The organism is Streptacidiphilus sp. MAP12-16, assembly GCF_041262165.1.
Taxonomy (GTDB): domain Bacteria; phylum Actinomycetota; class Actinomycetes; order Streptomycetales; family Streptomycetaceae; genus Streptacidiphilus.
Genome location: NZ_JBGCBY010000005.1, coordinates 132,961 through 155,725 on the forward strand (window position 1 = coordinate 132,961; position 22,765 = coordinate 155,725).

Here is a 22,765-nt window from a genome sequence, read left to right on the forward strand (position 1 = left end):
GTGGCGCAGGTGGTGGGAGCCGGGCGGGTGGCGCGGAGCGGGCGGCTGGTGCGGGTGGGGCCCCGGGCCGTGCGCCCGCCGGGCCGCGTGGTGTGCCGGCGGGCACCTGCCCTTCTCGCCGTTCTCCCCCTCATTGGAGCCCGGCGCGTGGCCATGACATTGCTCTCCGAGCTGAGAGTGCGTCAAGAGGCATGTGGAAACTTTTTCTGCATCTTGCTGAAACATCTTGCGACCACTACGGTCCTCGCTAGTCGCCGCCTGCACCTTGTCCGCCTGCACCCGCGCACACCCGTACCTGCTCGTACCCACCCGTACCGCCCGTACCGCTGAAATCGCTCAAGGGAGAGCCCGCGTGGCCAGAAGAGCCAGACTCGGCAGCCTGATCGCTACAGCCGCACTACTCGCGCCGGCGCTCGCCGCCGCCGCGCCGACCGCCGCAGCGCAGGGCGTCACCAGCGATGCCACCCCCGCCAAGGCCACCAACGCCGCGCCACTGCCTGCCGCGCCCTCCGACGCCTCGCTCGCGGCGACCCCGGACCGGCACGACCTCACCCGCGAGCAGTACTACTTCGTCCTGCCGGACCGCTTCGCCAACGGCGACACCTCCAACGACACCGGCGGCATCACCGGCACCCGGATGGACAACGGCCTCGATCCGACCGACAAGGGCTTCTACCACGGCGGCGACCTCAAGGGCCTGATCGGCAAGCTCGACTACATCAAGAAGCTGGGCACCACTGCTATCTGGATGGCGCCGATCTTCAAGAACAAACCCGTTCAGGGCACCGGGGCCAACGCCTCGGCCGGCTACCACGGTTACTGGATCACCGACTTCACCCAGGTCGACCCGCACTTCGGTACCAACGCCCAGCTCAAGCAACTGATCGACCAGGCCCATGCGATGGGCATGAAGGTCTTCTTCGACGTCATCACCAACCACACCGCCGACGTCATCGACTATGCGCAGAAGACCTACGACTACCGCTCCACCGGCGCGTACCCCACCCTCGACGCCAACGGCCGGCCGGTCGACACCACCGCCATAGCGAACGCCAACGCCGCCAACGGGACGTCCGTCTACCCCGAGCTGACCAAGGACTCCTTCCCCTACACCCCGATCTACAACTCGGCCACCGACGCCACGGCACGCACCCCCTCCTGGCTCAACGACCCGACGCTGTACCACAACCGGGGGAACTCCACCTTCACCGGCGAGTCCGGTACCGAAGGCGACTTCTCCGGTCTGGACGACCTCGACACCCAGGACCCGCGCGTGGTCCAGGGCTTCGAGAAGGTCTACGAGGACTGGGTGAAGAACACCGGCGTCGACGGCTTCCGCATCGACACCGTCAAGAACGTCAACATGGCCTTCTGGCAGCAGTGGGCCCCCGCGCTCAAGCAGTATGCCGCCGACCACGGGAACAAGAAGTTCTTCATGTTCGGCGAGGTCTACGACAGTGACACCTCCACCACCTCCTCGTACGTCACCCAGGGCAAGCTCCAGGCCACGCTGGACTTCCCGTTCCAGGCGGCGGCGCAGACCTACGCGGCGAGCGGCGGTTCCGCCAAGGCCCTGTCCTCGCTCTACGCGAACGACTACAAGTACACGACCGCCGACACCAACGCCTACGAGCTGCCGACCTTCCTCGGCAACCACGACATGGGCCGCATCGGCTACTTCCTGCAGTCGGCCAACCCCAGTGACAGCAACGCCCAGTTGCTGAAGAAGGACCAGCTCGCCCAGCAGCTGCAGTTCCTGACCCGTGGTCAGCCGGTCGTCTACTACGGCGACGAGCAGGGCTTCACCGGCACCGGCGGCGACAAGTCGGCCCGGCAGGACATGTTCGCCTCCAAGGTCGACGAGTACAACACCGGCACCGTCATCGGCGGCAGCAGCGGCTCCGCCGACCGCTACGGCACCAGCACTCCGCTGTACTCGACCATCTCCACCCTCGCCGAACTGCGCAAGGCCAACCCCGCGCTGGAGGACGGCGCCCAGGTCGAGCGGTACGCCGCCGACGGCCCCGGCGTCTACGCCTTCTCCCGGATCGACGCCAAGCAGCAGGTCGAGTACCTGGTCGCGGTGAACAACGCGACGACACCGCAGAGCGTCAGCGTCCCCACCTACTCGGCCGGGATGACCTTCGACCCGATCTACGGCGGCGCGATCGACGCCGCGACCACGGGCAGCGACAGCAAGCTGGCGATCACCGTCCCGGCGCAGTCCGCCGTCGTCTACAAGGCCACCGCGAAGCTGACCAAGCCCGCGACCGGCCCGGCGATCACGCTCACCGCACCCGCCGCGGGCGCGACCGGCACCGCGACCGTCGCGGCGACCGTCCCCGGCAGCGGCTTCGACCGCGTCACCTTCGCCGCAGCGGTCGGCAACGGGAAGTGGCAGACCCTCGGCACCGCCGACCACGCGCCCTACCAGGTCACCGAGAACCTGGCCGGCGTCACGCCCGGCACGGCCGTCCGCTACAAGGCCGTGGTCCAGGACAGCGCCGGCCGGCTCGCCGACACGACCGGTGACACCACCGTCGGCACCCCCGCACCGGTGGTCAAGCCCACCGCCTCCTCCCGTACGTACGCCGTCGTCCACTACCACCGCGCCGACGGCGACTACAGCAACTGGAACCTGTACGCGTGGGGCGACATCGCCGACGGCGAGGGCACGACCTGGCCCGCCGGGCATCCCTTCATCGGCCGTGACGCCTTCGGCGCCTTCGCCTACGTCAAGCTGAAGCCCGGCGCGTCCACCGTCGGCTTCATCGTGGAGAACAACGGCACCAAGGACGGCGCCGCCGACCGCTCCATCAACCTCTCCGCGACCGGCGAGGTGTGGGTCAACTCCGGTGACGCCACCACCTACACCAGCGATCCCGGCACCACTCCGCCGGTCCCCGCGAACACGGCGATCATCCACTACCACCGCACCGACGGGAACTACACCGGCTGGGGCTTGCACGACTGGACCGGCGCGGCCAACCCCACCAGCTGGACCAGCCCGCTGCAGCCCTCCGGCACCGACGCCTTCGGTGACGTCTTCACCGTGCCGCTCGCGTCGGGGGCCAACGTCCTCGACTACATCATCCACAACGGCGACACCAAGGACCTGCCGGACAACCAGGAGCTGAACTTCGCCGTCAACGGCCGCGAGGTCTGGATCACCGACGGAACCCCCGGCTACATCCTGCCGCAGTCCACCGCCTCCGCCGCCGACCTGGACCTGACCCAGTCCAAGGCCCAGTGGATCGACGCGACCACCGTCGCCGTCCCCGCCACCTGGGGCTTCGGCCAGAACCTGCCGACCGGCTCCTCCGCCGAGCTCGTCTACTCACCCACCAGCACACTCACTATCAAGGACGGCGACCTCTCCGACCCCGGCTACTGGCTCCGCCTGCTGCCCGTCGGCACCGGCCTGACCGCCGCCCAACTCGCCGCCCACCCCGAGCTCAAGGGCTACACGGCCTTCACCGTCGACCCCCGCGACACCAAGCGGATCACGGCCGCACTGCGTGCCCAGACCGTGATCACGGAGCGTGAGGCCAACGGCGCGCTGCTCGCCGCCAGCGGCGTGCAGATCCCCGGCGCCCTCGACGCGGTGTACGGGACCAAGGCCGCCCACGCCCAACTCGGCCCGGTGGTCTCGGACAAGAAGACGACCCTCTCCGTCTGGGCACCCACCGCGCAGAACGTCAGCCTGGAACTCTACGACACCTCCAGCGCCGCCACCCCGCACCTGGTGGCCATGCACCGCGACGACCGCACCGGCATCTGGTCCGTGACCGGCGACGGCTCCTGGAAGAACAAGTACTACCTCTACCAGGTCACCGTCTGGGCCCCCTCCGTCCAGAAGTTCGTCACCAACCACGTCACCGACCCCTACTCGCTCGCGCTGTCCACCGACTCCAAGCGCAGCCAGATCGTCGACCTCGCCGACCCCTCGCTCGCACCCGCCGGATGGAACGGTGACCGCTCGCCCAAGGCGATCGGCTCCACCCGGCAGGAGATCCAGGAACTGCACGTCCGCGACTTCTCCGTCGCCGACACCACCGTTCCGGCCGCCGACCGGGGCACCTACCTGGCGTTCACCGACCTCAGCTCGGACGGCATGAAGCACCTCGCCGCTCTGGCCAAGTCCGGCGTCACCACCGTCCACCTGCTGCCGACCTTCGACTTCTCCTCCGTTCCCGAGGCCAAGTCCGAGCAGTCCACCCCCGGTTGCGACCTCGCCTCGTTCGCGCCCGACTCGCAGCAGCAACAGGCGTGCATCGCCAAGACCCAGGCCACCGACGCCTACAACTGGGGCTACGACCCGTACCACTTCACCGTCCCCGAGGGCTCCTACGCGACCTCGACCGACGGCGCGGCCCGCACCGAGCAGTTCCGGCAGATGGTCGCCGCGCTGCACAGCATCGGACTGCGGGTGGTCATGGACGTCGTCTACAACCACACCGCCGCCTCCGGCGAAGCCGCCACTTCGGTGCTCGACCAGATCGTCCCCGGCTACTACCAGCGGCTCTCCGCCACCGGCGCCGTCACCACCGACAGCTGCTGCGCCGACACGGCGCCCGAGCACGCCATGATGGACAAGCTGGTCGTGGACTCCACCCGTACCTGGGCCACCCAGTACCACGTCGACGGATTCCGCTTCGACCTGATGGGCCTGGACCCCAAGCAGACCATGCTCGACGTCCAGTCCTCCCTGAAGAAGACCGGTCGTGACGAGTTCCTCTACGGCGAGGGCTGGAACTTCGGCGTCGTCGCCAACAACGCCCGCTTCGTCCAGGCCACCCAGGCCAACATGGCCGGCACCGGCATCGCCACCTTCAACGACCGCCAGCGCGACGCGGTGCGCGGCGGCGGCCCCTTCGACAGCGACCCCCGCATCCAGGGCTTCGGCTCCGGGCTGTTCACCGACCCCAACGGCGCCGCCGTCAACGGCACTGCGGCGCAGCAGAAGGCGACCCTGCTCCACTCCATGGACCAGATCAAGGTCGGCCTCACCGGCAACCTCGCCGCGTACTCCTTCACCGACAGCTCCGGCAAGACCGTGAAGGGCTCCGAGGTCGACTACAACGGCTCCCCGACCGGCTACACCGCGGCCCCCGGCGAGGCCATCACCTACGTCGACGCCCACGACAACCTCGACCTCTACGACGCCCTGGTCTACAAGCTACCCACCGGCACCTCGATGGCCGACCGGGCCAGAATGCAGTCCCTCGCGCTGGCCACCACCGCTCTGTCCCAGGGCCCCGGCTTCGCCGTGGCGGGCAGCGACCTGCTGCGCTCCAAGTCGTTGGACGGCAACTCCTACGACAGCGGTGACTGGTTCAACGCGATCCAGTGGAACTGCGCCGCGGGCAACGGCTTCGGCCACGGCCTGCCCATGGCGGGGTCGAACCAGTCCGCCTGGACCTTCGCCCAACCGCTGCTCGCCAACCCGGCGTTGGTACCGGGCTGCGCGGCGGAGACGGCGGCCTCGGCCCAGTACCAGGAGTTCCTGCAGATCAAGCAGTCAAGTCCTTTGTTCTCGCTGGCCACGGCAGCAGAGGTGCAGCAGCGCCTGACCTTCCCGCTCTCCGGCACCGCCGGCGAGACCCCGGGCGTGATCACCCTTCACCTCGACGGCACCGGCCTGCAGACCTACACGTCCCTCACCGTCGTCTTCAACGCCACCCCCACCACCCAGCAGCAGACCCTGACCTCCCTGCTCGGCACCACGCAGCGGCTGCACCCGGCGCAGGCCACCGGCGCCGATCCGGTCGTCAAGCAGTCCGCCTTCGACCCCGCCACGGGAACGTTCACCATCCCCGCGAGGACCGTCGCGGTCTTCGTCCAGCAGTGAGTCCCCTCTCCGCACCTCGATCTGAATGATGTGCGCGCCGACCTCGCAACCCGCGAGGTCGGCGCGCACATGCGCGGAACGGGGCGCCGCCCGCCCGCGTCGCCAGGCATGGGGACCGGCGACACGGACGGGCGACGGATCTGGGGAGGTCAGGCCTCGCCGGCGGAGAGTGCCGCCATCTCCAGGTCGACCAGCCGCTGGTGCTCCTCGGCGTCCTCACGCGCCTTCTTCGGGCTCCACCGGCCCGCCATCACGAAGACGAACGGCAGGAACAGCAACTGCCCGGCGATGCAGACGAACCACCAGGTCCGCCAGTTCTTCGGATTGCTCGCCGCCGCCTTCTGCACCTGTGGTCCGAACTGGTTGAGCACGGCCAGCTGCGGCTGCGCCTTCTGAACGATCATCAGATTCGGGACGCCGACCTCCTGCACGGCCTGACCCTGCAGCGCCGGGGGGATCGCCGTCGGCGGGTACTTGGCCAGCTCCGCGAACAGCTGCGGGTGCGCGTTGATGATCGCCAGCGCGGGGCCGGCCTCTGCCTGCGCGACCGCCACCTGCGTGCCGTGCTCGACCAGCGGCGTCGCCGAGGTGACCACGACCGGGACGAACGCCGCGGACACCGCGACCACGATCCGGATGATCCAGCCCCACACCGCCAGGCCGGTGGCCGTCGCGGCCGGGTTGTGCTTCTCCACGGTCTCGGTGAAGCTCGCCATCCACGGCGCGTAGGTGAAGCCGGTCAGCACGCCGATGCCGATGAAGAGCCAGGCGAAGGTGTAGTAGCCGGTCGTCGGCTGGGTCGCGCGCAGCGCGAACAGCAGCGTCACCACGATGCTGCCGACCCCGCCCGCGATCATGAACGGCTTGCGCACCCGCAAGCGGTCCGACAGCAGCCCGGCGACGACCAGGGCGATCGCGTTCGCCGCCCAGTACCAGTTGGCGAGGGCGTTCACCCGCTGCTCGGAGTAGCCGAAGGTGGTGGCGAAGTACACCACGAAGTTGCCGACGGCGGCGAAGTACAGCAGCAGGAAGATGCTGATCGCGAAGGCCGAGCCGACCACGTCCAGGCGCATCATCTGCCGCCAGTGGTTGCCGCCCTGGACCTCCGCCAGATTGAGGCCCTTCGCGCGGGCCTCCACCAGCACCCGGTCCCGCAGGCTCACCATGATCTGGTCCCGGATCCGGGGCGACAGCTCGCGCAGCCCGGCCAGCGCGACCACGAAGACGATCAGCGCCGAGATGCCCGCGTAGCGCAGCTCGTCCTGCCAGGTCGACGAGTTGAGGGTGTTGCTGGTGACGGTGGTGACGACCAGGCTGCCCAGCACCGGGCCCATGGTCCAGTAGCCCATGGCCGTGGCCCGGCCGAGCTGTGGTGAGAAGTCCCGGATCAGCGCCGGTGTGGCCACCAGGACGATGCCCTCGACAAAGCCGACCAGCGAGAACAGCACCAGGTAGCTGAGCTTGCCGGAGGCGTTGGGCAGCCCGAAGAAGACCAGCAGGCCGGTGATCAGCAACCCGTACACGACCATGTTGGCGCGGCCCCAGCGGTCGGCCAGACCCGCCACCAGCGAGGCGAAGGCGCCGACGGCGTTGCCGATCACGGACACCCAGATGAAGTAGCGGTAGGTCATGTGGAAGTGGGTGATGATCGAGGTGGCGACGGCGTACTGGATGTAGAGGGCGTAGTACAGAACGATCGTGGTCAGCACCACGATCGCCAGGTAGGTGTAGCGGCGGCCGGTGTCGGGGTAGTGGTCCAGGTCGCGCTTCCACAGCCGGGCGAAGGGGCTGGGTGCGGGTCTGGAGGCGGGGGTGTCGGCGGTGAACGGGGTGGTGGTCATGCTGCTCCTCGGGGCACCGGTATGGATGGGGGGCGGCGCGCGGTCGCGCCGGCGGGGGAGCCCGGCGGCGAGGGCGTGAACGGAGGCTAGTACCGACCAGTCGGTACGGACTAGACATCTGCACGGGGTAAGTTCGCGGGATCTTTCGGACGGGACCTGGACGGGAGCTTCTGGACCGGATCGATCGGCGGCCCCGGGAGGTCCCGGGGCCGCCGCAGGTGGGCTCGGTGCGCTAGCTCGGTGCGCTAGGAAGGTGCTGAAGATCTGGGCCGGTCCGGCCCTATGCGGCCGGCTTGGCGGGCCAGGTCGGCAGCACCGCCCGGCCGAATGTCGAGCTGACGACGCCCGCGAAGGACGCATACCAGGCCAGTGCCGCCGTCACCAGCCCCAACCAGCCGCCGACCTTGGTGATGGAGTCGTTCTTGGCGAACTCGCCGATCGCGAGCACGACGAAGGTCAGGGTCAGCGCGACGAAGACGCCGAGCACCGCCCCGCTCACCCGCACTGCCGCCACCGCCATGTAGGCGGTGAAGATGCCCCAGGCCAGCAGGAACAGGCCGAGGGCCGCGTGCGCGTCGGCGGATGCGGCCAGGGTCGGCGCGATGTCCTTGACCAGGACGTAGTAGGCCAGCCAGAACGCGCCGAAGGAGCTGAACGCGGTAGCACCGAAGGTGTTGCCCCGGCGGAACTCCCACATTCCGGCGAGGAGTTGCCCGAGCCCGCCGTAGAACAGCGCGAGCGGGAGTACGACGCCCTCGGCGGTCTTGTCGAGGAAACCGGCGTTGAAGCAACTGAGGACGAGGGTGGTCATGGCGAACCCGGCGAGGCCCAGCGGGGCCGGGTCGGCGATCGCGTGTACGGGTGTGGTTCTTGGCTGCGGCTCAGCGTTGGACACGGAACTTGCCCCTTCCGACGAGTGCACGCACACGGACGCTCGCCGGGGCCGGTGCTCTCCGCCGGACGGACTGACCCGAGGCAGGCACAAGAAGCTGACACCCACCAGTATGTGACTGCTCAACAGATTCAGCGCCTACCGGGAACCCCTGAATTGTCCGCACACGGCCACCGGCCCAGCCGGTCGGCACCGAGCTACTTCGAGGGCAGGACCGAACGCAGCGCCTCCGGCGTGCGGGCGACCACCGCGTGTCCGTCCTCGGCGGTGATGATGGGCCGCTGGATCAGCACCGGGTGCTCGGCAAGGGCGGCGATCCAGCGCCCCCTGGCCTGCTCCTCCCTCGGCCAGGCCTCCTGGTCCGCCAGGCCCAGCTCCTTGGCCACCGGCTCGTCCAGCCGGGTGATGTCCCATGGCTCCAGTCCGAGCCGCCCCAGCACCGCCACCAATTCCTCGGCGCTCGGCGGGTCCTCCAGGTAGCGGCGCACCGTGTACGTCGCCCCGGCCCCGTCCAGCGCGCCGAGCGCGGTCCGGCACTTGCTGCAGCGGGGGTTGATCCAGATCTCCATGGGCCCAGACTACGCAGTGCGGTTCCGGCCTCCGAACCTCTGAACAGGAACAGTCTCCGCCAGGAACAAAGCGCGGACCGGTCGACTTGTCGTCAGGCATGAAGGCAATCACGTACACGAAGAGCGGTGCTTCCGACGTCCTCACGCTCAGCGAGCGCCCCGTCCCCGAGCCGGGGCCCGGCGAGGTGCGGGTCGCGGTCCGCGTGTCCGGGGTGAACCCGACCGACTGGAAGTCGCGCAGTGGCACCGATCCGGCGCGGGAGCAGGTGCCGAACCAGGATGGCTCGGGCGTCGTGGACGCGGTGGGCCAGGGCGTCCCGGCGGACCGGGTGGGCCAGCGGGTGTGGATCTGGGAGGCGGCCTGGCAGCGGGCCGACGGCACCGCGCAGGAGTACCTGGTCCTGCCGCAGCACCAGGCCGTGCCACTGCCCGACCATGCCTCCTTCGAGCTCGGCGCCGGCCTCGGCATCCCAGCGATGACCGCGCACCGCGCACTGACGCTGGGTGCGGACGGCCCCCGACAGCTGGCCCCCGGCGCGCTCGCGGGCCGAACGGTCCTGGTCGCCGGCGGCGCCGGCGCCGTGGGCAACGCCGCGATCCAACTGGCCCGGTGGGCCGGAGCGGTCGTGGTCAGCACCGTGAGCGGCCCGGCGAAGGCCGGGTTGGCGACGGCAGCCGGTGCGCACCACGTCGTCGACTACCGCGCCGAGGACGCCGCCAAGGCGATCCGCGCCGTCGCCCCGGACGGGGTGGACCTGGTCGTGGAGGTCGCCCCCGGGGCCAACGCGACGCTGGACCTGGCCGTGCTCAAGCCCGGTGGCACCGTGGCGTTCTACGCCGACGGCGACGGGCCCGAGGTGACGCTGCCGGTACGGGAGTTGATGGTCCGCAACCTGCGCTGGCTGGGCGTGCTCATCTACACCATCCCGGCCGAGGCGAAGCTGGACGCCGTCGCCGCGATCAGCGCCGCCGTCGCGGACGGCGCGCTGCGCGCGGGCGAGGAGGCGGGGCTGCCCTGGCACCGCTACCCGCTGGAGCGCACGGCCGAGGCGCACGACGCGGTGCAGGGCGCTATCGTCGGCAAGGTGCTGGTCGACGTCACGGCCTGACCCGGCCCGACCGCGGGTTCAGTGGCGCGGGTCGTCGAGCGCGCCGCCGAGCGCGAGGTCGAGCGCGTCGTCGAGTTCGCCGTCGAGCTGGGCGTAGGCGCGCTCGGCGGCGCACCGCAACTGCTCGGCCGGATACGGCCATTCGCCCGCCGCCGACGCCTCGGCGGCGGGCACGCCCGCCTTGTGCAGGGCGGTGAGCTGCTCGGCGATGCCCGCGACGGCGGCCCGCTGCTCGCGCACGAAGCGCGGCCCGACCGGCGCACCGTGCCCGGGGACGACCACGGTGTCGGGGCCGATCCCGGCGAGCAGCGCGTCCAGCGTGGCCGCCCAGTCCAGGGGATAGGAGTCGGGGCCGAAGCCGGGCGCTCCCGACTCCTCGACCAGGTCTCCCGCGAGCAGAGCGTCCGCGTCGGGGATGTGGATCAGTAGGTCGCCGTCGGTGTGGCCGCGTCCGACGTGCCGCAGTTCGATGGCCCGGTCGCCCAGGTCGAGGGTGTGCGCGGCTGACACCAGGTGGTCCGGGGCGACCTCCTCCAGCTCGGCGAGCGCCGCGGTCCAGCGGTCGCCCTGGGCGGCGAGCTGCTGCTTCAGCTCCGCGTTGAGGGGGCCGGCCAGTGCCGCCGGGACGTTTCGGTGGCCCCAGAACTCGGCAGGCGGCCGCTGCCGGGGCGCGGCGAACTCGGCGTTGCCCCACAGGTGGTCAAAATGCCAGTGGGTGTTGACCACCCAGCGGACCGGAGCCGGTGACAGCTGCCGCAGGTGCTCACGGAGTTCGCGTCCTTCGGCGAGGCTGCACCGGGTGTCGACGACCGCCAGACCGTCCGCGCCGACGACCACGCTCACGGTGACGTCGCAGGGCTGGTACCGGCGTTGGAACACCCGGTCGGCGACCTCGCGCCATGTCTGATCCATGCCTCGGATTGTCTCAGCTGCCCTCGGCCAGCGGAAAGCGGCGCGGGGTGACGGTGATCAGGATGACCGTGGCCACTGCCGCGGCGCCCGCCGCGCCCAGGTAGACGTGGTCCACCGCGGCCGAGACGGCGTGCCGCAGGTAGTCGGTGGCGGCGGCGGTGAGCCGGCCGTGGCCGAGCAGGGCGTTGGAGACCTGGTCCAGGCTGGTGGGCAGTCCGCCGTGGAGGGCTGCGGGCGCGTCCTTCAGCCGTGACGCCAGGGTGGAGTTGGCGACCACAGCGAACAGCACCCCGCCGACGCTCTGGCCGACCTGACGGCAGAACAGGATCGACGCCGTCGCCGTGCCCCGCTCGTGCCACGGCACGCTGGACTGCACTCCGACGATCAGCGGCAACTGGAACAGGCCGAGCCCCGCGCCGAGCAGCAGCATCACCAGTGCGGGCTGCCAGGCCGGGCCCCGGTAGGGCAGCAGGGTGAATGCCAGCAGGATCACCGTGCCGCTGACCGCGCCGATCACGGCGGTGTCGCGGAAGCCGATGCGCAGGTAGACCCGCCCGGACAGGGCGGCCGACAGTGGCCAGCTGAGGGTCATCACGGACAGTACGAACCCGGCCGCGACCGGGGCCAGACCGAGGACCGACTGCGCGTACATCGGCAGGAAGACCATCGGCGCGATCATGAGGACGCCGAGGAACCCGAGTGCCAGATTGACCCCCGCGATGACCCGGCGGCGCCACACCCAGCCGGGGATGATCGGCTCGGCGGCGCGCCGCTCGATCCACACGGTCAGCACCGTGCCCGCGGCACTCGCCGCGAACAGGGCGAGGCTGGGCGGCGACAGCCAGCTCCACGCCACCCCGCCCTGGACCAGGGCGAACAGCAGCAGCCCCGCGGACGCGAACAGCCCCAGCGCCCCGGCCCAGTCGATCCGGCTGCGCGCGGTGTCGACGTTCTCGTGCAGGTGGCGCAGCACCAGGAGCAGCGCGACCAGGCCGATCGGCAGGTTCACCAGGAAGATCCAGCGCCACCCGGCGTACGAGGCCAGGACGCCGCCGACGGCGGGCCCGGCGACGGCCGAGACCGCCCACACCGTGGACATCGCGGCCTGGATCCTGCCCCGTTCCTTCAGCTTGTAGAGGTCGGCGGCGATGGTCTGCACCGTCCCCTGGATCGCGCCGCCGCCGAGCCCCTGCACCAGCCGGAAGGCGATCAGGCTGGGCATGTTCCAGGCGGTGGCGCACAGCAGCGAGCCGATCAGGAAGATGGTGCAGCCGATCAGCAGCACCGGCTTGCGGCCGAGCGAGTCGGCGAGCTTCCCGTAGACGGGCAGGGTGACGGTGACGGTGAGCAGGTAGCCCGAGAACATCCAGGCGAAGTAGCTGAAGCCGCCGAGGTCGCCGACGATCTGCGGAACGGCGGTGGAGACGATCGAGGAGTCCATGGCGGCGAGCGACATCGCGAGCATCAGTGCGGCGACCACCAGCCGCCGCTTCCCGGTCACCGCGGCGGGCGGTGCACCGTCAGGGACGCCGGGTTCCTCCGCCGCGTCCTGATCGCACCGGTGCCTGCCGCCGTCCGTCATCCGTCACCCTCCGCGCCGTCCGTCCGCCCCGCACCGTCACCCTGCCACACCGGCCCACCGGCCTGATGAGCGGGGAGCGCCCGCGGGTGGGGATACTGGCGGGGTCAGCTCCGAGGAAGGAAACCACCATGCCCGATCAGGTTCTTGTGCAGCGCGCGGACGATGAGGCGGCCCGCGGCCGCCACGCCGCAGCACTGGAGTTGTACGCGCGGGCGTGGGACAGCAGGCACGACGAGGTGGCCGAGAAGCTCCTCGACCTGGTCGAGGACTGGGGCGACGTCGACGCCGCGCTGGAGATCCTGCAGGCGACGGCCGACGCAGGCGTGGTCACCGCGTACGAGGCGCTGGCCGCGCTGCTGGTCGAGATCGAGGAGCCGGAAGGGGCCCTGGAGGCGCTGCAGGCCGCCCACGGCCGGGGGCGCGAGGTGACCCTGTGGACGGCGGCCGTCCTCGCCGACGAGCTCGACGACCGCGAGCAGGCGGAGGTCTGGTACCGGCGGGCCATCGACGCGGCGGCGGCCGGGGCCTTGAACGACTTCGGCGTGTTCCTGAGTGACGACCCGGAGCGCCTGGTGGAGGCCGAGGAGGTGCTGCTGCTGGCCGTCGAGCGCGGAGACCCGATGGCGCTGGGCAACCTCGGCCGGATGTACCTGGAGGGGGAGGAGCCCGAGCGGGCGATGCCCTGGCTGCAGCGCGGTCTCGAGGCGGGGGTGCGCTCCGTGCTGGTGCCGATGGCCGAGGCCGAGCAGCAGCTCGGCCAGTTCGACGCGGCCCGGCGGCATCTCACCGAGGCGCTGGACGAGGAGATCGAGGGCGCGCGGCTCGCCTGGGCCAACTTCTGCGCCGAGCACGGGACCGCCGACGAGAGGACCTCTGCCGAGGGCGAGTTCCTGACGGCCCTCCAGGAGCAGGAGCCGGGCGCCCACTTCGACTACGCGCTGTTCCTCTCCGACCGTGGGCGCCTCGACGAGGCGATCAAGGAGTACGAGGCCGCGGCGGCGGAGGGCGAGGCCAACGCCTGGCTGAACATGGCCCTGATCTACGAGGACCGCAAGGACCGCCGCACCGCCGAGGAGTGCTACCGCAGCGGCGTCGAGGCCGGCGACCTGCAGGCCCTCCTCGCCTACGCCGAGTTCCTGCGCCAGTGGGGCCGCCCGATGGACGTCGCCGACCTCCTCCCCACCGCGGCCGCCCTCGGCGCCGACGACACCGAAACCGCCCAACTGCGCACCCTGGCCGGACTCGACTGACCTCTCCACGAACGAAGGACGGCCCCCCGATCACCTCGGGGGACCGCCCTCGGGGGACCGCCCTCGCCCCAAGCCCTGCGGGCCCGCGGCGGCGGGCGCCGGCGGGCATCTGCTGCGCCCGCGGAGCGGCTCCGCGACTGGGCCGCCGAGCTGGATCGCTTCGGCCAGCCGGACCGCCTCAACGACTGGCCGTCGCGCCCGGCCTGCGGAGTCCCGGCTAGATTGGCAGCACAATGAACCGCTTGACGACAGCATGGGCCGAGCTCGACCTCGCCCGCTTCCCCGAGGACTCCCGCGACACTCTCCGCGCCTGGGACGCGGCCGACGAGTATCTGCTGCGGCATCTCGACGGAATCGACGACGCCGCCCCGGTGGACCTGTCGGGGGCCGTGGTCGTCGTGGGCGACCGCTGGGGCGCGCTGGTCACCGCACTGGCCGCGCGGAACCCCGAGCAGGGCTCCGAGCAGGGCTCCGATAGCGGCCTCGTGCAGATCACCGACTCCTTCCTGGCCCAGCAGGCGACGCGCGCGAACCTGGTACGCAACGGGCTCGGCGCCGACGCGGTACGTCTGCTGTCCACACAGGACCCGCCCCCGGAGCGGATCGACGTGCTGCTGATCCGCGTACCCAAGAGCCTCGCGCTGCTGGAGGACCAGCTGCACCGCCTCGCCCCGGGCGTGCACGAGGACACCGTCGTCATCGGCACCGGCATGGTCACCGAGATCCATACCTCGACCTTGAAACTGTTCGAACGGATCATCGGGCCGACCCGCACCTCCCTGGCAGTGCGGAAGGCGCGGCTGGTCTTCTGCTCGCCCGACCCCGGGCTCGCCCGGGTCCCCAGTCCGTGGCCGCGTACCTACGCGCTGCCCGCCGACGTCGGCCCGTTCGCCGGCCTGACCGTGACCAACCACGCGGGAGTCTTCTCCGCCGAACGCCTCGACATCGGCACCAGGTTCCTCCTCGAGCACCTCCCGCAGCGCCGCGGCCCCCAGCGCGTCGTGGACCTGGGCTGTGGCAACGGTGTGGTCGGTACCGCCGCGGCAATGGCGAACCCCGAGGCCGGGCTGACCTTCGTCGACGAGTCCTACCAGGCGGTGGCCTCGGCCGAAGCCACCTTCCGTGCCAACGCCGGTAGCCGGACCGCTGCGGCGGAGTTCCTGGTGCGTGACGGCCTCTCCGGCGTCCCCGCCGCGACGGTGGACCTGGTGCTGAACAACCCGCCGTTCCACACCCACCAGGCGACCACCGACGCCACGGCCTGGCGGATGTTCGCAGACTCACGTGCCGCGCTGCGCCCCGGCGGCGAGCTGTGGGTCATCGGCAACCGTCACCTCGGCTACCACCTCAAGCTGCGCCGCCTCTTCGGCACCTGCGAGGTCGCCGCCAGTAACCCCAAGTTCGTCGTCCTGCGCGCGGTCAAGCGCTGAGCGCCGGCGCGCTCGTTCGTCTCGCGCCCGGTCAGCGCTCCTCGCGGAAGAGCACGTGCGCGCGGGCGAGCGGGTCGTACTTGCGCAGGGTCAGCCGGTCCGCGTCGTTCCGACGGTTCTTGCGGGTGACGTAGGTATAGCCGGTGTCCGCGGTGGACCGGAGTGTGACGATCGGACGCAGTTCGTTGCGGGCCACGGGGACCTCCAGGGGGAATGCTCGAACGGGATGGCAACAGCCCGTCATGAGGCAACGGTTTTTGTTTCTACTGACTTGCGGTCGATCCAACGCCCTTACCCCCGACGGCATTCCCGCCCCGCTCCTCAGCGGCGAGCGGGCCGCCGCCACCGTCCGGTTTCCTCGGCCGACTCGGTCAGCAGCAGCGCCACCAGCAGCGTGGTGGTCAGCGCCAGCGCAAGCCAGCCGCCGACCCAGAGTGCGGCGGGTGCGGCCAGAGCCATGGCGACCACGCCGGCCAGCCGTAGCCACGGCCAACTCCCGGCGAGCACGCGGTGGAAGCAGGCCAGCCCCAGCAGGTAGAGCCCAGCGCCCAGCGAGAGAAGCAGCCACCTCAGCCCCTCCAACGGCCTGTCGAAGGAGCCGATCGCCTCCTGCATCCCGACCGCGCTGACCGCGATGCCGAGGATCATCACGAGATAGGCGTAGCCGAAGGCGTACACCGCGACCCGCGGTCGCCGTTCCGGTGGGACGCGATCCAGGTAGGTCTCGCTCGCGCGTTCCTCGCGGTCGAAGTACAACCACCACATCGCGGCGCTGAGCGCGAGCGCCAGTAGCGCGCCCGGCAGCACCGTCGCCGGGCTGGCCGCCTTGCCGGCTGCTGTGCCGACCTCCACGATCGACTCGCCGAGCAGGATGATCACGGCGAGCCCGTGCCGCTCCACGAAATGGCCCGCCCCGACGGTGAAGCCGCCGGTCCCGACCAGGAACGGGGTCATGACCTGGACCACGCAGGCGAGGGCCAGAACCCCCAGCCGCCAGCTTGCAGGCAGGGCGCCGGCCGCCAGCACCATCAGCGCGCTCAGCAGGTTCAGCGGTCCGATCCGGGCGATGCCGGCCCGCCCGGAGGTCCCCAGGAATCCGACCGTGTGCACCAGCACCACGACCAGGTAGGCCGATCCGAGCACCAACCCCCACGGGCCCGGATCAAACGATCGCGGCACGGCCAGCGACATCACGAAGAACGCCGCCATCCCGGTCAGCAGCAGCAGCCTGGGCCGGGTCCGCTCCAGGTCCAGCGCATTGGTGAGCCAGGCGTACCCGGCGTACATCCACCAGGTCAGCGCGAGCAGCACCACCACCCGCGCCAATCCCTCCCCATTGGGGTGCACGGCCAGTACCGAGGCGATCTGAGTGATCGCGAACACGAACACCAGGTCGAAGAACAACTCCAGCGGCCGCACGTTCTCGGCCGGTGCTGGTGCAGCCGCGGGAGCGGCATGGGCGTGGGCATGGGTCACGGCCGGATTCTGACAGACCGTCGGCGCGGAGACCTGTCCGTCGATCGTCGAACGGCACATCGTCGGTGTACTCGCGACGGACCCTGCCTCGCCCAGATCGCGTCACATCACCGAAGACCCGCCGGTTGGTACGCCGGTTGGTACGCCGATCTGGCGCGTTGACCTGCGACTCTGGACTCCAGGTCCATTCTGGACATACAGTCCAGACATGGAGACGGCAGTGGAAATCCCCGACCCGCGGGTGGCGATGTGGTCCCCGGCCTGCCAGGCCGTGGCCCTGCTGCTGGGCCCGTACGCCGAGGTGGTGCTGCACGACGCGGGGCGCGACCGGGTGCTGGCCATCTGGAATCCGATGACCAGGCGCGAACCGGGCGACCCCTCGCTCCTGGGCGAGCTGGATCAGCTCCAACCCTCGGCCCACGACGTCTTCGGGCCCTACGAGAAGCTCCTGGCCGACGGCCGGCGGCTGTCGTCGGTCAGCGCCGTACTGCGGGACGCGGACGGACAACCCTCTGCCGTCCTCTGCATCAACCTCGACCGCACCCCGTTGGACCAGGCAGCGGCCCTGCTGGCCGGATTCGCCGCGCCCTCGGTGCCGCGCCCCGAGCCGCTGTTCGAGCAGGACTGGACCGAGCGCGTGCACCAGGTCATCGGGTCGTACGTCCGCACGCGTGGACGGCCAGTCGAACGCCTCGGACGCGAGGACCGCCTCGCCGTCCTCGCCGAACTCGACCAGGCCGGCATCTTCGCGGTGCGCAGAGCCGTCCCGGTCGTCGCCGGCGCTCTGCGGGCGTCCCGCTCCACCGTGTACGCGCTCCTCGCCGAACTCAAAGCCCCAAGGAACCAGCCATGACCCGACTGCCCGACTTTCGGCTCGAGACCTACTTCTCCCGCTGGGAGTTCACCGCTCGCCACCATCTGACCGCCTCCGACGCGCAGACCATGACCATGCCCGAACTGCTCGCGCTGGCCGACGACGCGGACCGCCACGCCTGGGAGACGCTGTCCTTCGGCTACACCGAGACCTTCGGCGACCCGGGTCTGCGGCAGGCGATCGCCGAGATGTACACCCACGCGGACGCCGACGACGTGATCTGCTTCGCCGGTGCGGAAGAGGCCCTGTACCTGGCCATGCAGGTCCTGCTCGGCCCCGACGACCACGCGGTGGTCGTCACCCCGAACTACCAGGCCGCGGAGACCATTCCGCTGTCGCTGTGCCAGGTCAGCGGCGTCGCCCTGGACCCGGAGCGGGACTGGGCGCTGGACCTGGACGAGGTGGCCGCGGCCATCCGCCCCAACACGCGGGTGGTCTCCGTCAACTTCCCCAACAACCCGACCGGGAAGGTCATCGACGCCGCGGACTTCGCTGGGCTGGCCCAGCTGTGCGACCAGCGCGGGATCCACCTGTTCAGCGACGAGGTATACCGAGGCCTGGAGCGCGACCCGTCCCGCACCCTGCCCCAGGCGGCGGATCTGTCGGAGCGGGCGCTGTCGCTGAACGTCACCTCGAAGTCGCTCGGGCTCCCCGGACTGCGACTCGGCTGGATCACCTGCCGGGACCGGGAGTTGCGCTCCCGCCTGGAACGCGCCAAGCACTACACGACGATCTGCAACTCGGCACCCAGCGAGGTCCTCGCCCGCATCGCGATCAAGGCCCGTAAACACATCCTGGACCGCAACCGGGGCATCATCGCCGCCAACCTGCCGGCCTTCGAGACCTTCTTCGCCGAGTTCGACGAGCTGTTCGCGTGGCAGGCTCCGGACGGCGGCTGCGTCGCCTACCCCCGATACCTGGGCCAGGACGGGGTGGAGGCGTTCTGTACCGACCTCGTCGAGGAGGCCGGGGTCCTGCTGCTGCCCGCCAGCATCTACCGCTCCGAGCTCACCGCCACACCCGCCGACCGCTTCCGCATCGGCATCGGACGCCTCGATCCCGAGCCTGCCCTGGACGCCCTCGCCGCGTGGCTGCGGGCGCGCCGGTGACCGTCCCCGTGCCGGGCCTGGAAGCCTCACGCCTCACCCACCCGCTGCTCAACGGGCGGTGCGGGCCGACTACTTGAGAAGGCGGGACAGCCGCCGATCCGCGAGCGGTTTGCCGCCGGTCTGGCAGGTGGGGCAGTACTGCATCGCCGAGTCGCTGAAGGACACCTCGCGGATCGTGTCACCGCAGACCGGGCAGGGCTCTCCCTTGCGCCCGTGGACCCGGAGTCCGCTCTTCTTCTCCGCCTTGAGATCGCGGAGGGCGAGGCCTCGTGACCGTTCGATCGCGTCGGTGAGGGTTGTACCGATCACCGCGTAGAGCCGGGCCCTCTCCTCCTCCGAGAGGTTGGCGGCCAGCTTGAACGGGGACATCCGGGCCGCGTGCAGGATCTCGTCGGAGTAGGCGTTCCCGATTCCGGCGAGCGTGCTCTGGTCGCGGAGGACGCCCTTGATCTGGCGGCGTTCGCCGTCGAGGAGTTCGGCGAAGGCCGCCGGGGTGAAGCTCTCGGAGAGAGGATCGGGCCCGAGCCGGGCGATGCCGGGCACGTCCATCGGATCCCGTACGACGTAGACCGCGAGGTGCTTCTGGGTGCCGGCCTCGGTCACGTCGAAGCCTGCGCCCTCGGGTTCGGCGAGCCGTACCCGCAGTGCCAGCGGACCCTTGCCGGGGCGGGGTGGTTCCGCCGGCAGCTTGTCGTTCCAGCGCACCCAGCCCGCCCTGGCCAGGTGGATGACCAGATGGACGTCCCCGGCCCGGAGGTCGAGGAACTTGCCGTGCCTGGCCACACCGTCGAAGGTGCGACCCTCCAGCGCGGTGACGGGCGGGTCGTAGGTCTTCAGTGCGTGCACGGCGACCGGGTACACCCGGGCGACGGAACGGCCGACGACATGCTCGGCCAGGAACCGGATGAGGGACTCGACCTCCGGCAGTTCAGGCATGCCACCAGTCTGCCCCGACCCGGCCCGATCCGATCGCTGCGAGATGCCAAAGAAGTCGTTGACATCCAGCAGTCTCAAAGTATTCTTTGGGATATGGAGATCGGCGACCCGAAGGCCATGAAGGCCCTGGCTCATCCCCTGCGGCTCGACCTGATCGAGCTGCTCGGGGAAATCGGCCCCGCAACAGCTGCCCGGTGCGGGCGGATCCTGGACGTCTCGCAGGCGAGCTGCTCGTTCCATCTGCGACAGCTCGCCAGATACGGGTTCGTCGAGGATGCCGGCCAGGGGAGTGACCGGCGGGAGCGACTGTGGCGGCTGGTGGACCGGCGCTTCCGCTTCGCTCCCGGCCTGGACCTGGACCCGGTCGTGACCCAGCAGCTCAGCCAGGTCCTGGCCAGGCGCGAGATCGAGCGGGTCCTGGAATACCTGGAGCGCAGGCCGGGCGAGCCCGAGGAATGGCGCCGCGCAGACGTTCTCACGACGGCGAAGCTCCCGCTTTCCGCCGCCGACCTCGCCGACATCACAACGAAGTGGAGCGAGCTTCTCGCGCCCTACCTCGCCAAGGCGGAGGCAAACGACGCACAGCTTCAACCCGGACAGCGTCACGTCCGGTTCTTCCTGGCGGCATCGCCGCTGCCCGACCTCGACTTGGGGGACAGTGAAGTTGAAACCGACAGTTGACAGCCTGATCGACTTCGTGGACGGTGCGCCGGTGCCCGGCTCCCTTGACGTCCGCTGGATCCACGGCTCACCCTCGAAGCGCCACACCACCGATCCGAAGATCCAGGTCCACGCCTACGACGCACACACCTTCATCCTGCGTCAGAGCAAGACCCTGAGCTTCGAGGCACCGTTCCTCTACCTGCTGTTCGGCAACGAGCGGGCCCTGCTGCTGGACACCGGCGCGACCGCGGATCCGGAGCTGTTCCCGCTGCGGGAGACCGTCGACCGTCTCGTGGCCCAGTGGCTCGCCCAGCATCCGCGCCCCGACTACGAGTTGGTCGTCGCGCACACCCACGGGCATGGCGACCACGTCGCCGCGGACGGGCAGTTCGCCGACCGCCCGGCGACCCGGGTGGTGACCAGGGACGCCGACGCTGTGCGGGCGTTCTTCGGGTTCGACACCTGGGCGCAGGAGACGGTCCGGTTCGACCTGGGCGGCCGGGTGCTGGAGGTGATCGGCTCCCCCGGGCACCACGGCGCGGCGATCACCGTCCACGACCCGTGGACGGGCTTTCTGCTCACCGGCGACACGGTGCTCCCGGGCCGGCTCTACGTCCGCGACTTCGCCGCCTTCACCGCGACGCTGGACACGCTGGTCGCGTTCGCCCAGTCGCGCCAGGTAAGCCATGTGCTGGGTTGCCACATCGAGATGACCCGCCGACCCGGCCGAGACTTCCCGTTCGGCGCCACCTACCAGCCGGACGAAGCGCCGCTGCAGATGACGGTGGACCAGCTGACGGCCGTCCGCGACGCGGCCGTGTCCGTCGCGAGCCGTCCCGGCGTGCACACGTTCGATGACTTCATCATCTACAACGGCCCCTGCACCAGCGCCATGCCGAAGCTGTTCGCCCGCGCGCTGGCCAACAAGCTCCGCCTGAGCCTCGCAGCCCTCAACCCCCGGAATCGGCACGACCGCTGACGCACGCGAAGGGCCGTCGATCGCGCCTTCCAGCGAAGGAAGGTCGCGAACGACGGCCCCAGTACGGCCCGGGTGGTCGGTCGGATGCCCTGGCGGGTCATCGCGTGCTGCGCCAACCAGCGCTTCGCCTGCGCCCTGTGCGCAGCGACCCGGTTAGCCACTCTGCTCGGCGGAAGTGAGCAGACGGTGGAAGTCGCAGCGGCCCCCCGTGCGGTGCTCGGCCAGCAGTCGCAGTGCCAGGGAGACATCGGCGTTCTCGACGGCGGTGACGATGCCGTCGTGCTCGGCGAGGATCGCCTGGGCCCGTGCGAGGTCGCCGGCGGCGGCCGCGCGCCGGTAGGACAGGCCGCGGTGCGGCTCCAGAGCCTCCCACAGCTGCGTGACGAAGCGCAGCAGCCACTCATTGTCGCAGCGCTCCAGCAGGGCGAAATGGAAACGCCGGTTGCCGGAGATCACGCCTTGGACGTCCACCGCGTCGACGGCGGCGCGCTGGTCGTTCAGGGCCGCGCGCATCGCGGCGATGTCCTCAGGGCGCAGCCTGGCGGCGGCGTGGAGTTCATCACCCATCTGGACTGACGACAGGCCATACGAGACGGCGCCGTTTGGCACCACGCGGCACCACATGGCGCCGTGTGGTGCCACCTCTGTGCATCCATGGCACCACTGTTGAGCTGCTGATACGCCAAAGTGAGCCAGAAAGACTTGCAGTGGTGCCAAAGTGGTGCCACATTAGAGCCATGGAACTCACCCAGTACGTCGAAAACCTCCGCCGCGAGCTGACGACCGCGGCCGAGGTCGGCGGCGAGGACGCCCGCGCGCTCGCCGACCGGCTTCTCGCCCCGCTCGACGCCGCGGTGCGGCTCACCCTGCTGGAGGCGCTCTCCGCCGCCGCCGAGGAGATCTCCGCCGAGCTCGCGCCCGGCTCCGTCGATGTCCGGCTGCGGGGAGGGAGGGCCGGGTTCGTCGTGACGCCGCCGCCTGCGCCCGCCGCTCCGGCCGCCGCTCCGGCCGCCGATGACGCCGTGGCCGGCCCTCTCGAGGTGCGGCTGCCCGTCGCCGAGGGCGACGACGCCGCCATGGTCCGGATCAACCTGCGGCTGCCCGCCAACCTCAAGGCTCTGATCGAGGACGCCGCCGCCGGCGGCGGGCTCTCCGTCAATGCCTGGATCGTCCGGGCCGCCGCCGCCGGGCTGTCCAACGAGGGCCGGCGCGCCACGCGGCCCGCCCCCGCGCAGAAGCCCGACCGGACCGTCGGCCAGAGCTACAGCGGCTGGGCCCGCTGATCCCCGAAC

18 protein-coding genes are annotated in these 22,765 nt (G+C 70.6%); 9 read left to right on the forward strand and 9 right to left on the reverse strand.

Features of this window, described 5'->3' with window-relative positions:
* Positions 1-352: 352 nt before the first annotated feature.
* Entirely contained in the window at positions 353-5,851 is a 5,499-nt protein-coding gene (gene pulA, locus ABIA33_RS07955; RefSeq protein ID WP_370078647.1) for a pullulanase-type alpha-1,6-glucosidase, read from the forward strand.
* Positions 5,852-6,000: 149 nt separating this feature from the next.
* On the opposite strand, the gene ABIA33_RS07960 is transcribed toward pulA, so the two are convergent.
* From ABIA33_RS07960 to ABIA33_RS07970, 3 genes are all read right to left on the reverse strand, one after another.
* Positions 6,001-7,692, reverse strand: coding sequence for a nitrate/nitrite transporter (locus tag ABIA33_RS07960; protein ID WP_370078649.1), 1,692 nt, complete (start codon positions 7,690-7,692; stop codon positions 6,001-6,003).
* Positions 7,693-7,972: 280 nt separating this feature from the next.
* Entirely contained in the window at positions 7,973-8,587 is a 615-nt protein-coding gene (locus ABIA33_RS07965; protein ID WP_370078651.1) for an acetate uptake transporter, read from the reverse strand.
* Between the two features lie 194 nt (positions 8,588-8,781).
* Positions 8,782-9,153: an arsenate reductase family protein gene (locus ABIA33_RS07970; RefSeq protein WP_370078653.1), complete on the reverse strand. Its 372-nt coding sequence runs from the start codon at positions 9,151-9,153 to the stop codon at positions 8,782-8,784.
* A 98-nt stretch (positions 9,154-9,251) separates the two neighbouring features.
* Here ABIA33_RS07970 and ABIA33_RS07975 point away from each other — a divergent pair, with 98 nt between their 5' ends.
* Positions 9,252-10,262, forward strand: a complete 1,011-nt coding sequence (locus ABIA33_RS07975) for an NADPH:quinone reductase (protein ID WP_370078655.1) — start codon at positions 9,252-9,254, stop codon at positions 10,260-10,262.
* A gap of 18 nt (positions 10,263-10,280) precedes the next feature.
* On the opposite strand, the gene ABIA33_RS07980 is transcribed toward ABIA33_RS07975, so the two are convergent.
* Both ABIA33_RS07980 and ABIA33_RS07985 read right to left on the reverse strand, forming a co-directional pair.
* The gene (locus tag ABIA33_RS07980) at positions 10,281-11,174 is read right to left on the reverse strand and encodes an MBL fold metallo-hydrolase (protein WP_370078657.1); all 894 of its coding nucleotides are present in this window, start codon (positions 11,172-11,174) and stop codon (positions 10,281-10,283) included.
* A gap of 13 nt (positions 11,175-11,187) precedes the next feature.
* On the reverse strand, positions 11,188-12,756 hold the full coding sequence (locus tag ABIA33_RS07985; RefSeq protein WP_370078659.1) for an MDR family MFS transporter: 1,569 nt from the start codon (positions 12,754-12,756) through the stop codon (positions 11,188-11,190).
* Between the two features lie 128 nt (positions 12,757-12,884).
* On the opposite strand from ABIA33_RS07985, the gene ABIA33_RS07990 reads away from it, so the two are divergent.
* Together ABIA33_RS07990 and ABIA33_RS07995 are read left to right on the forward strand one after the other, a co-directional pair.
* On the forward strand, positions 12,885-14,006 hold the full coding sequence (locus tag ABIA33_RS07990; RefSeq protein ID WP_370078661.1) for a hypothetical protein: 1,122 nt from the start codon (positions 12,885-12,887) through the stop codon (positions 14,004-14,006).
* Positions 14,007-14,239: 233 nt separating this feature from the next.
* Positions 14,240-15,436, forward strand: coding sequence for a methyltransferase (locus ABIA33_RS07995; protein ID WP_370078663.1), 1,197 nt, complete (start codon positions 14,240-14,242; stop codon positions 15,434-15,436).
* Positions 15,437-15,467: 31 nt separating this feature from the next.
* Here ABIA33_RS07995 and rpmG read toward each other — a convergent pair whose 3' ends face one another.
* Both rpmG and ABIA33_RS08005 read right to left on the reverse strand, forming a co-directional pair.
* Complete coding sequence (gene rpmG / locus ABIA33_RS08000) at positions 15,468-15,632, reverse strand: 50S ribosomal protein L33 (RefSeq protein WP_370078665.1); 165 nt, start codon at positions 15,630-15,632, stop codon at positions 15,468-15,470.
* 125 nt (positions 15,633-15,757) lie between these two features.
* Positions 15,758-16,912, reverse strand: coding sequence for a low temperature requirement protein A (locus ABIA33_RS08005; protein WP_370078667.1), 1,155 nt, complete (start codon positions 16,910-16,912; stop codon positions 15,758-15,760).
* 208 nt (positions 16,913-17,120) lie between these two features.
* Here ABIA33_RS08005 and ABIA33_RS08010 point away from each other — a divergent pair, with 208 nt between their 5' ends.
* Both ABIA33_RS08010 and ABIA33_RS08015 read left to right on the forward strand, forming a co-directional pair.
* On the forward strand, positions 17,121-17,765 hold the full coding sequence (locus ABIA33_RS08010; protein WP_370078669.1) for a transcriptional regulator: 645 nt from the start codon (positions 17,121-17,123) through the stop codon (positions 17,763-17,765).
* Positions 17,762-18,895, forward strand: coding sequence for an aminotransferase class I/II-fold pyridoxal phosphate-dependent enzyme (locus tag ABIA33_RS08015; protein WP_370078671.1), 1,134 nt, complete (start codon positions 17,762-17,764; stop codon positions 18,893-18,895). The genes ABIA33_RS08010 and ABIA33_RS08015 overlap by 4 nt, the downstream gene beginning before the upstream one ends.
* A gap of 69 nt (positions 18,896-18,964) precedes the next feature.
* Here ABIA33_RS08015 and ABIA33_RS08020 read toward each other — a convergent pair whose 3' ends face one another.
* Complete coding sequence (locus tag ABIA33_RS08020) at positions 18,965-19,831, reverse strand: Fpg/Nei family DNA glycosylase (RefSeq protein ID WP_370078673.1); 867 nt, start codon at positions 19,829-19,831, stop codon at positions 18,965-18,967.
* On the opposite strand from ABIA33_RS08020, the gene ABIA33_RS08025 reads away from it, so the two are divergent.
* Together ABIA33_RS08025 and ABIA33_RS08030 are read left to right on the forward strand one after the other, a co-directional pair.
* The gene (locus ABIA33_RS08025; protein WP_370078675.1) at positions 19,781-20,512 is read left to right on the forward strand and encodes an ArsR/SmtB family transcription factor; all 732 of its coding nucleotides are present in this window, start codon (positions 19,781-19,783) and stop codon (positions 20,510-20,512) included. The genes ABIA33_RS08020 and ABIA33_RS08025 overlap by 51 nt on opposite strands.
* Positions 20,496-21,473, forward strand: a complete 978-nt coding sequence (locus ABIA33_RS08030; protein ID WP_370078677.1) for an MBL fold metallo-hydrolase — start codon at positions 20,496-20,498, stop codon at positions 21,471-21,473. The genes ABIA33_RS08025 and ABIA33_RS08030 overlap by 17 nt, the downstream gene beginning before the upstream one ends.
* A 153-nt stretch (positions 21,474-21,626) precedes the next feature.
* Here the strand turns inward: ABIA33_RS08030 and ABIA33_RS08035 are convergent, their stop codons facing one another.
* On the reverse strand, positions 21,627-22,040 hold the full coding sequence (locus ABIA33_RS08035) for a GntR family transcriptional regulator (RefSeq protein WP_370078679.1): 414 nt from the start codon (positions 22,038-22,040) through the stop codon (positions 21,627-21,629).
* A 170-nt stretch (positions 22,041-22,210) separates the two neighbouring features.
* Here ABIA33_RS08035 and ABIA33_RS08040 point away from each other — a divergent pair, with 170 nt between their 5' ends.
* Positions 22,211-22,756, forward strand: a complete 546-nt coding sequence (locus ABIA33_RS08040) for a hypothetical protein (RefSeq protein WP_370078681.1) — start codon at positions 22,211-22,213, stop codon at positions 22,754-22,756.
* Positions 22,757-22,765 lie beyond the last annotated feature (9 nt).

Coding starts and splice junctions, on each gene's coding strand:
- ABIA33_RS08025 (WP_370078675.1), top strand. CDS start 19,781: ATGCTCGGCCAGGAACCGGATGAGGGACTCGACCTCCGGCAGTTCAGG.
- ABIA33_RS07975 (WP_370078655.1), top strand. CDS start 9,252: ATGAAGGCAATCACGTACACGAAGAGCGGTGCTTCCGACGTCCTCACG.
- ABIA33_RS07980 (WP_370078657.1), bottom strand. CDS start 11,174: ATGGATCAGACATGGCGCGAGGTCGCCGACCGGGTGTTCCAACGCCGG.
- ABIA33_RS07995 (WP_370078663.1), top strand. CDS start 14,240: ATGAACCGCTTGACGACAGCATGGGCCGAGCTCGACCTCGCCCGCTTC.
- ABIA33_RS08040 (WP_370078681.1), top strand. CDS start 22,211: ATGGAACTCACCCAGTACGTCGAAAACCTCCGCCGCGAGCTGACGACC.
- ABIA33_RS07990 (WP_370078661.1), top strand. CDS start 12,885: ATGCCCGATCAGGTTCTTGTGCAGCGCGCGGACGATGAGGCGGCCCGC.
- ABIA33_RS08035 (WP_370078679.1), bottom strand. CDS start 22,040: ATGGGTGATGAACTCCACGCCGCCGCCAGGCTGCGCCCTGAGGACATC.
- ABIA33_RS07960 (WP_370078649.1), bottom strand. CDS start 7,692: ATGACCACCACCCCGTTCACCGCCGACACCCCCGCCTCCAGACCCGCA.
- ABIA33_RS08010 (WP_370078669.1), top strand. CDS start 17,121: ATGGAGACGGCAGTGGAAATCCCCGACCCGCGGGTGGCGATGTGGTCC.
- ABIA33_RS07970 (WP_370078653.1), bottom strand. CDS start 9,153: ATGGAGATCTGGATCAACCCCCGCTGCAGCAAGTGCCGGACCGCGCTC.
- ABIA33_RS08015 (WP_370078671.1), top strand. CDS start 17,762: ATGACCCGACTGCCCGACTTTCGGCTCGAGACCTACTTCTCCCGCTGG.
- ABIA33_RS07985 (WP_370078659.1), bottom strand. CDS start 12,756: ATGACGGACGGCGGCAGGCACCGGTGCGATCAGGACGCGGCGGAGGAA.
- ABIA33_RS08020 (WP_370078673.1), bottom strand. CDS start 19,831: ATGCCTGAACTGCCGGAGGTCGAGTCCCTCATCCGGTTCCTGGCCGAG.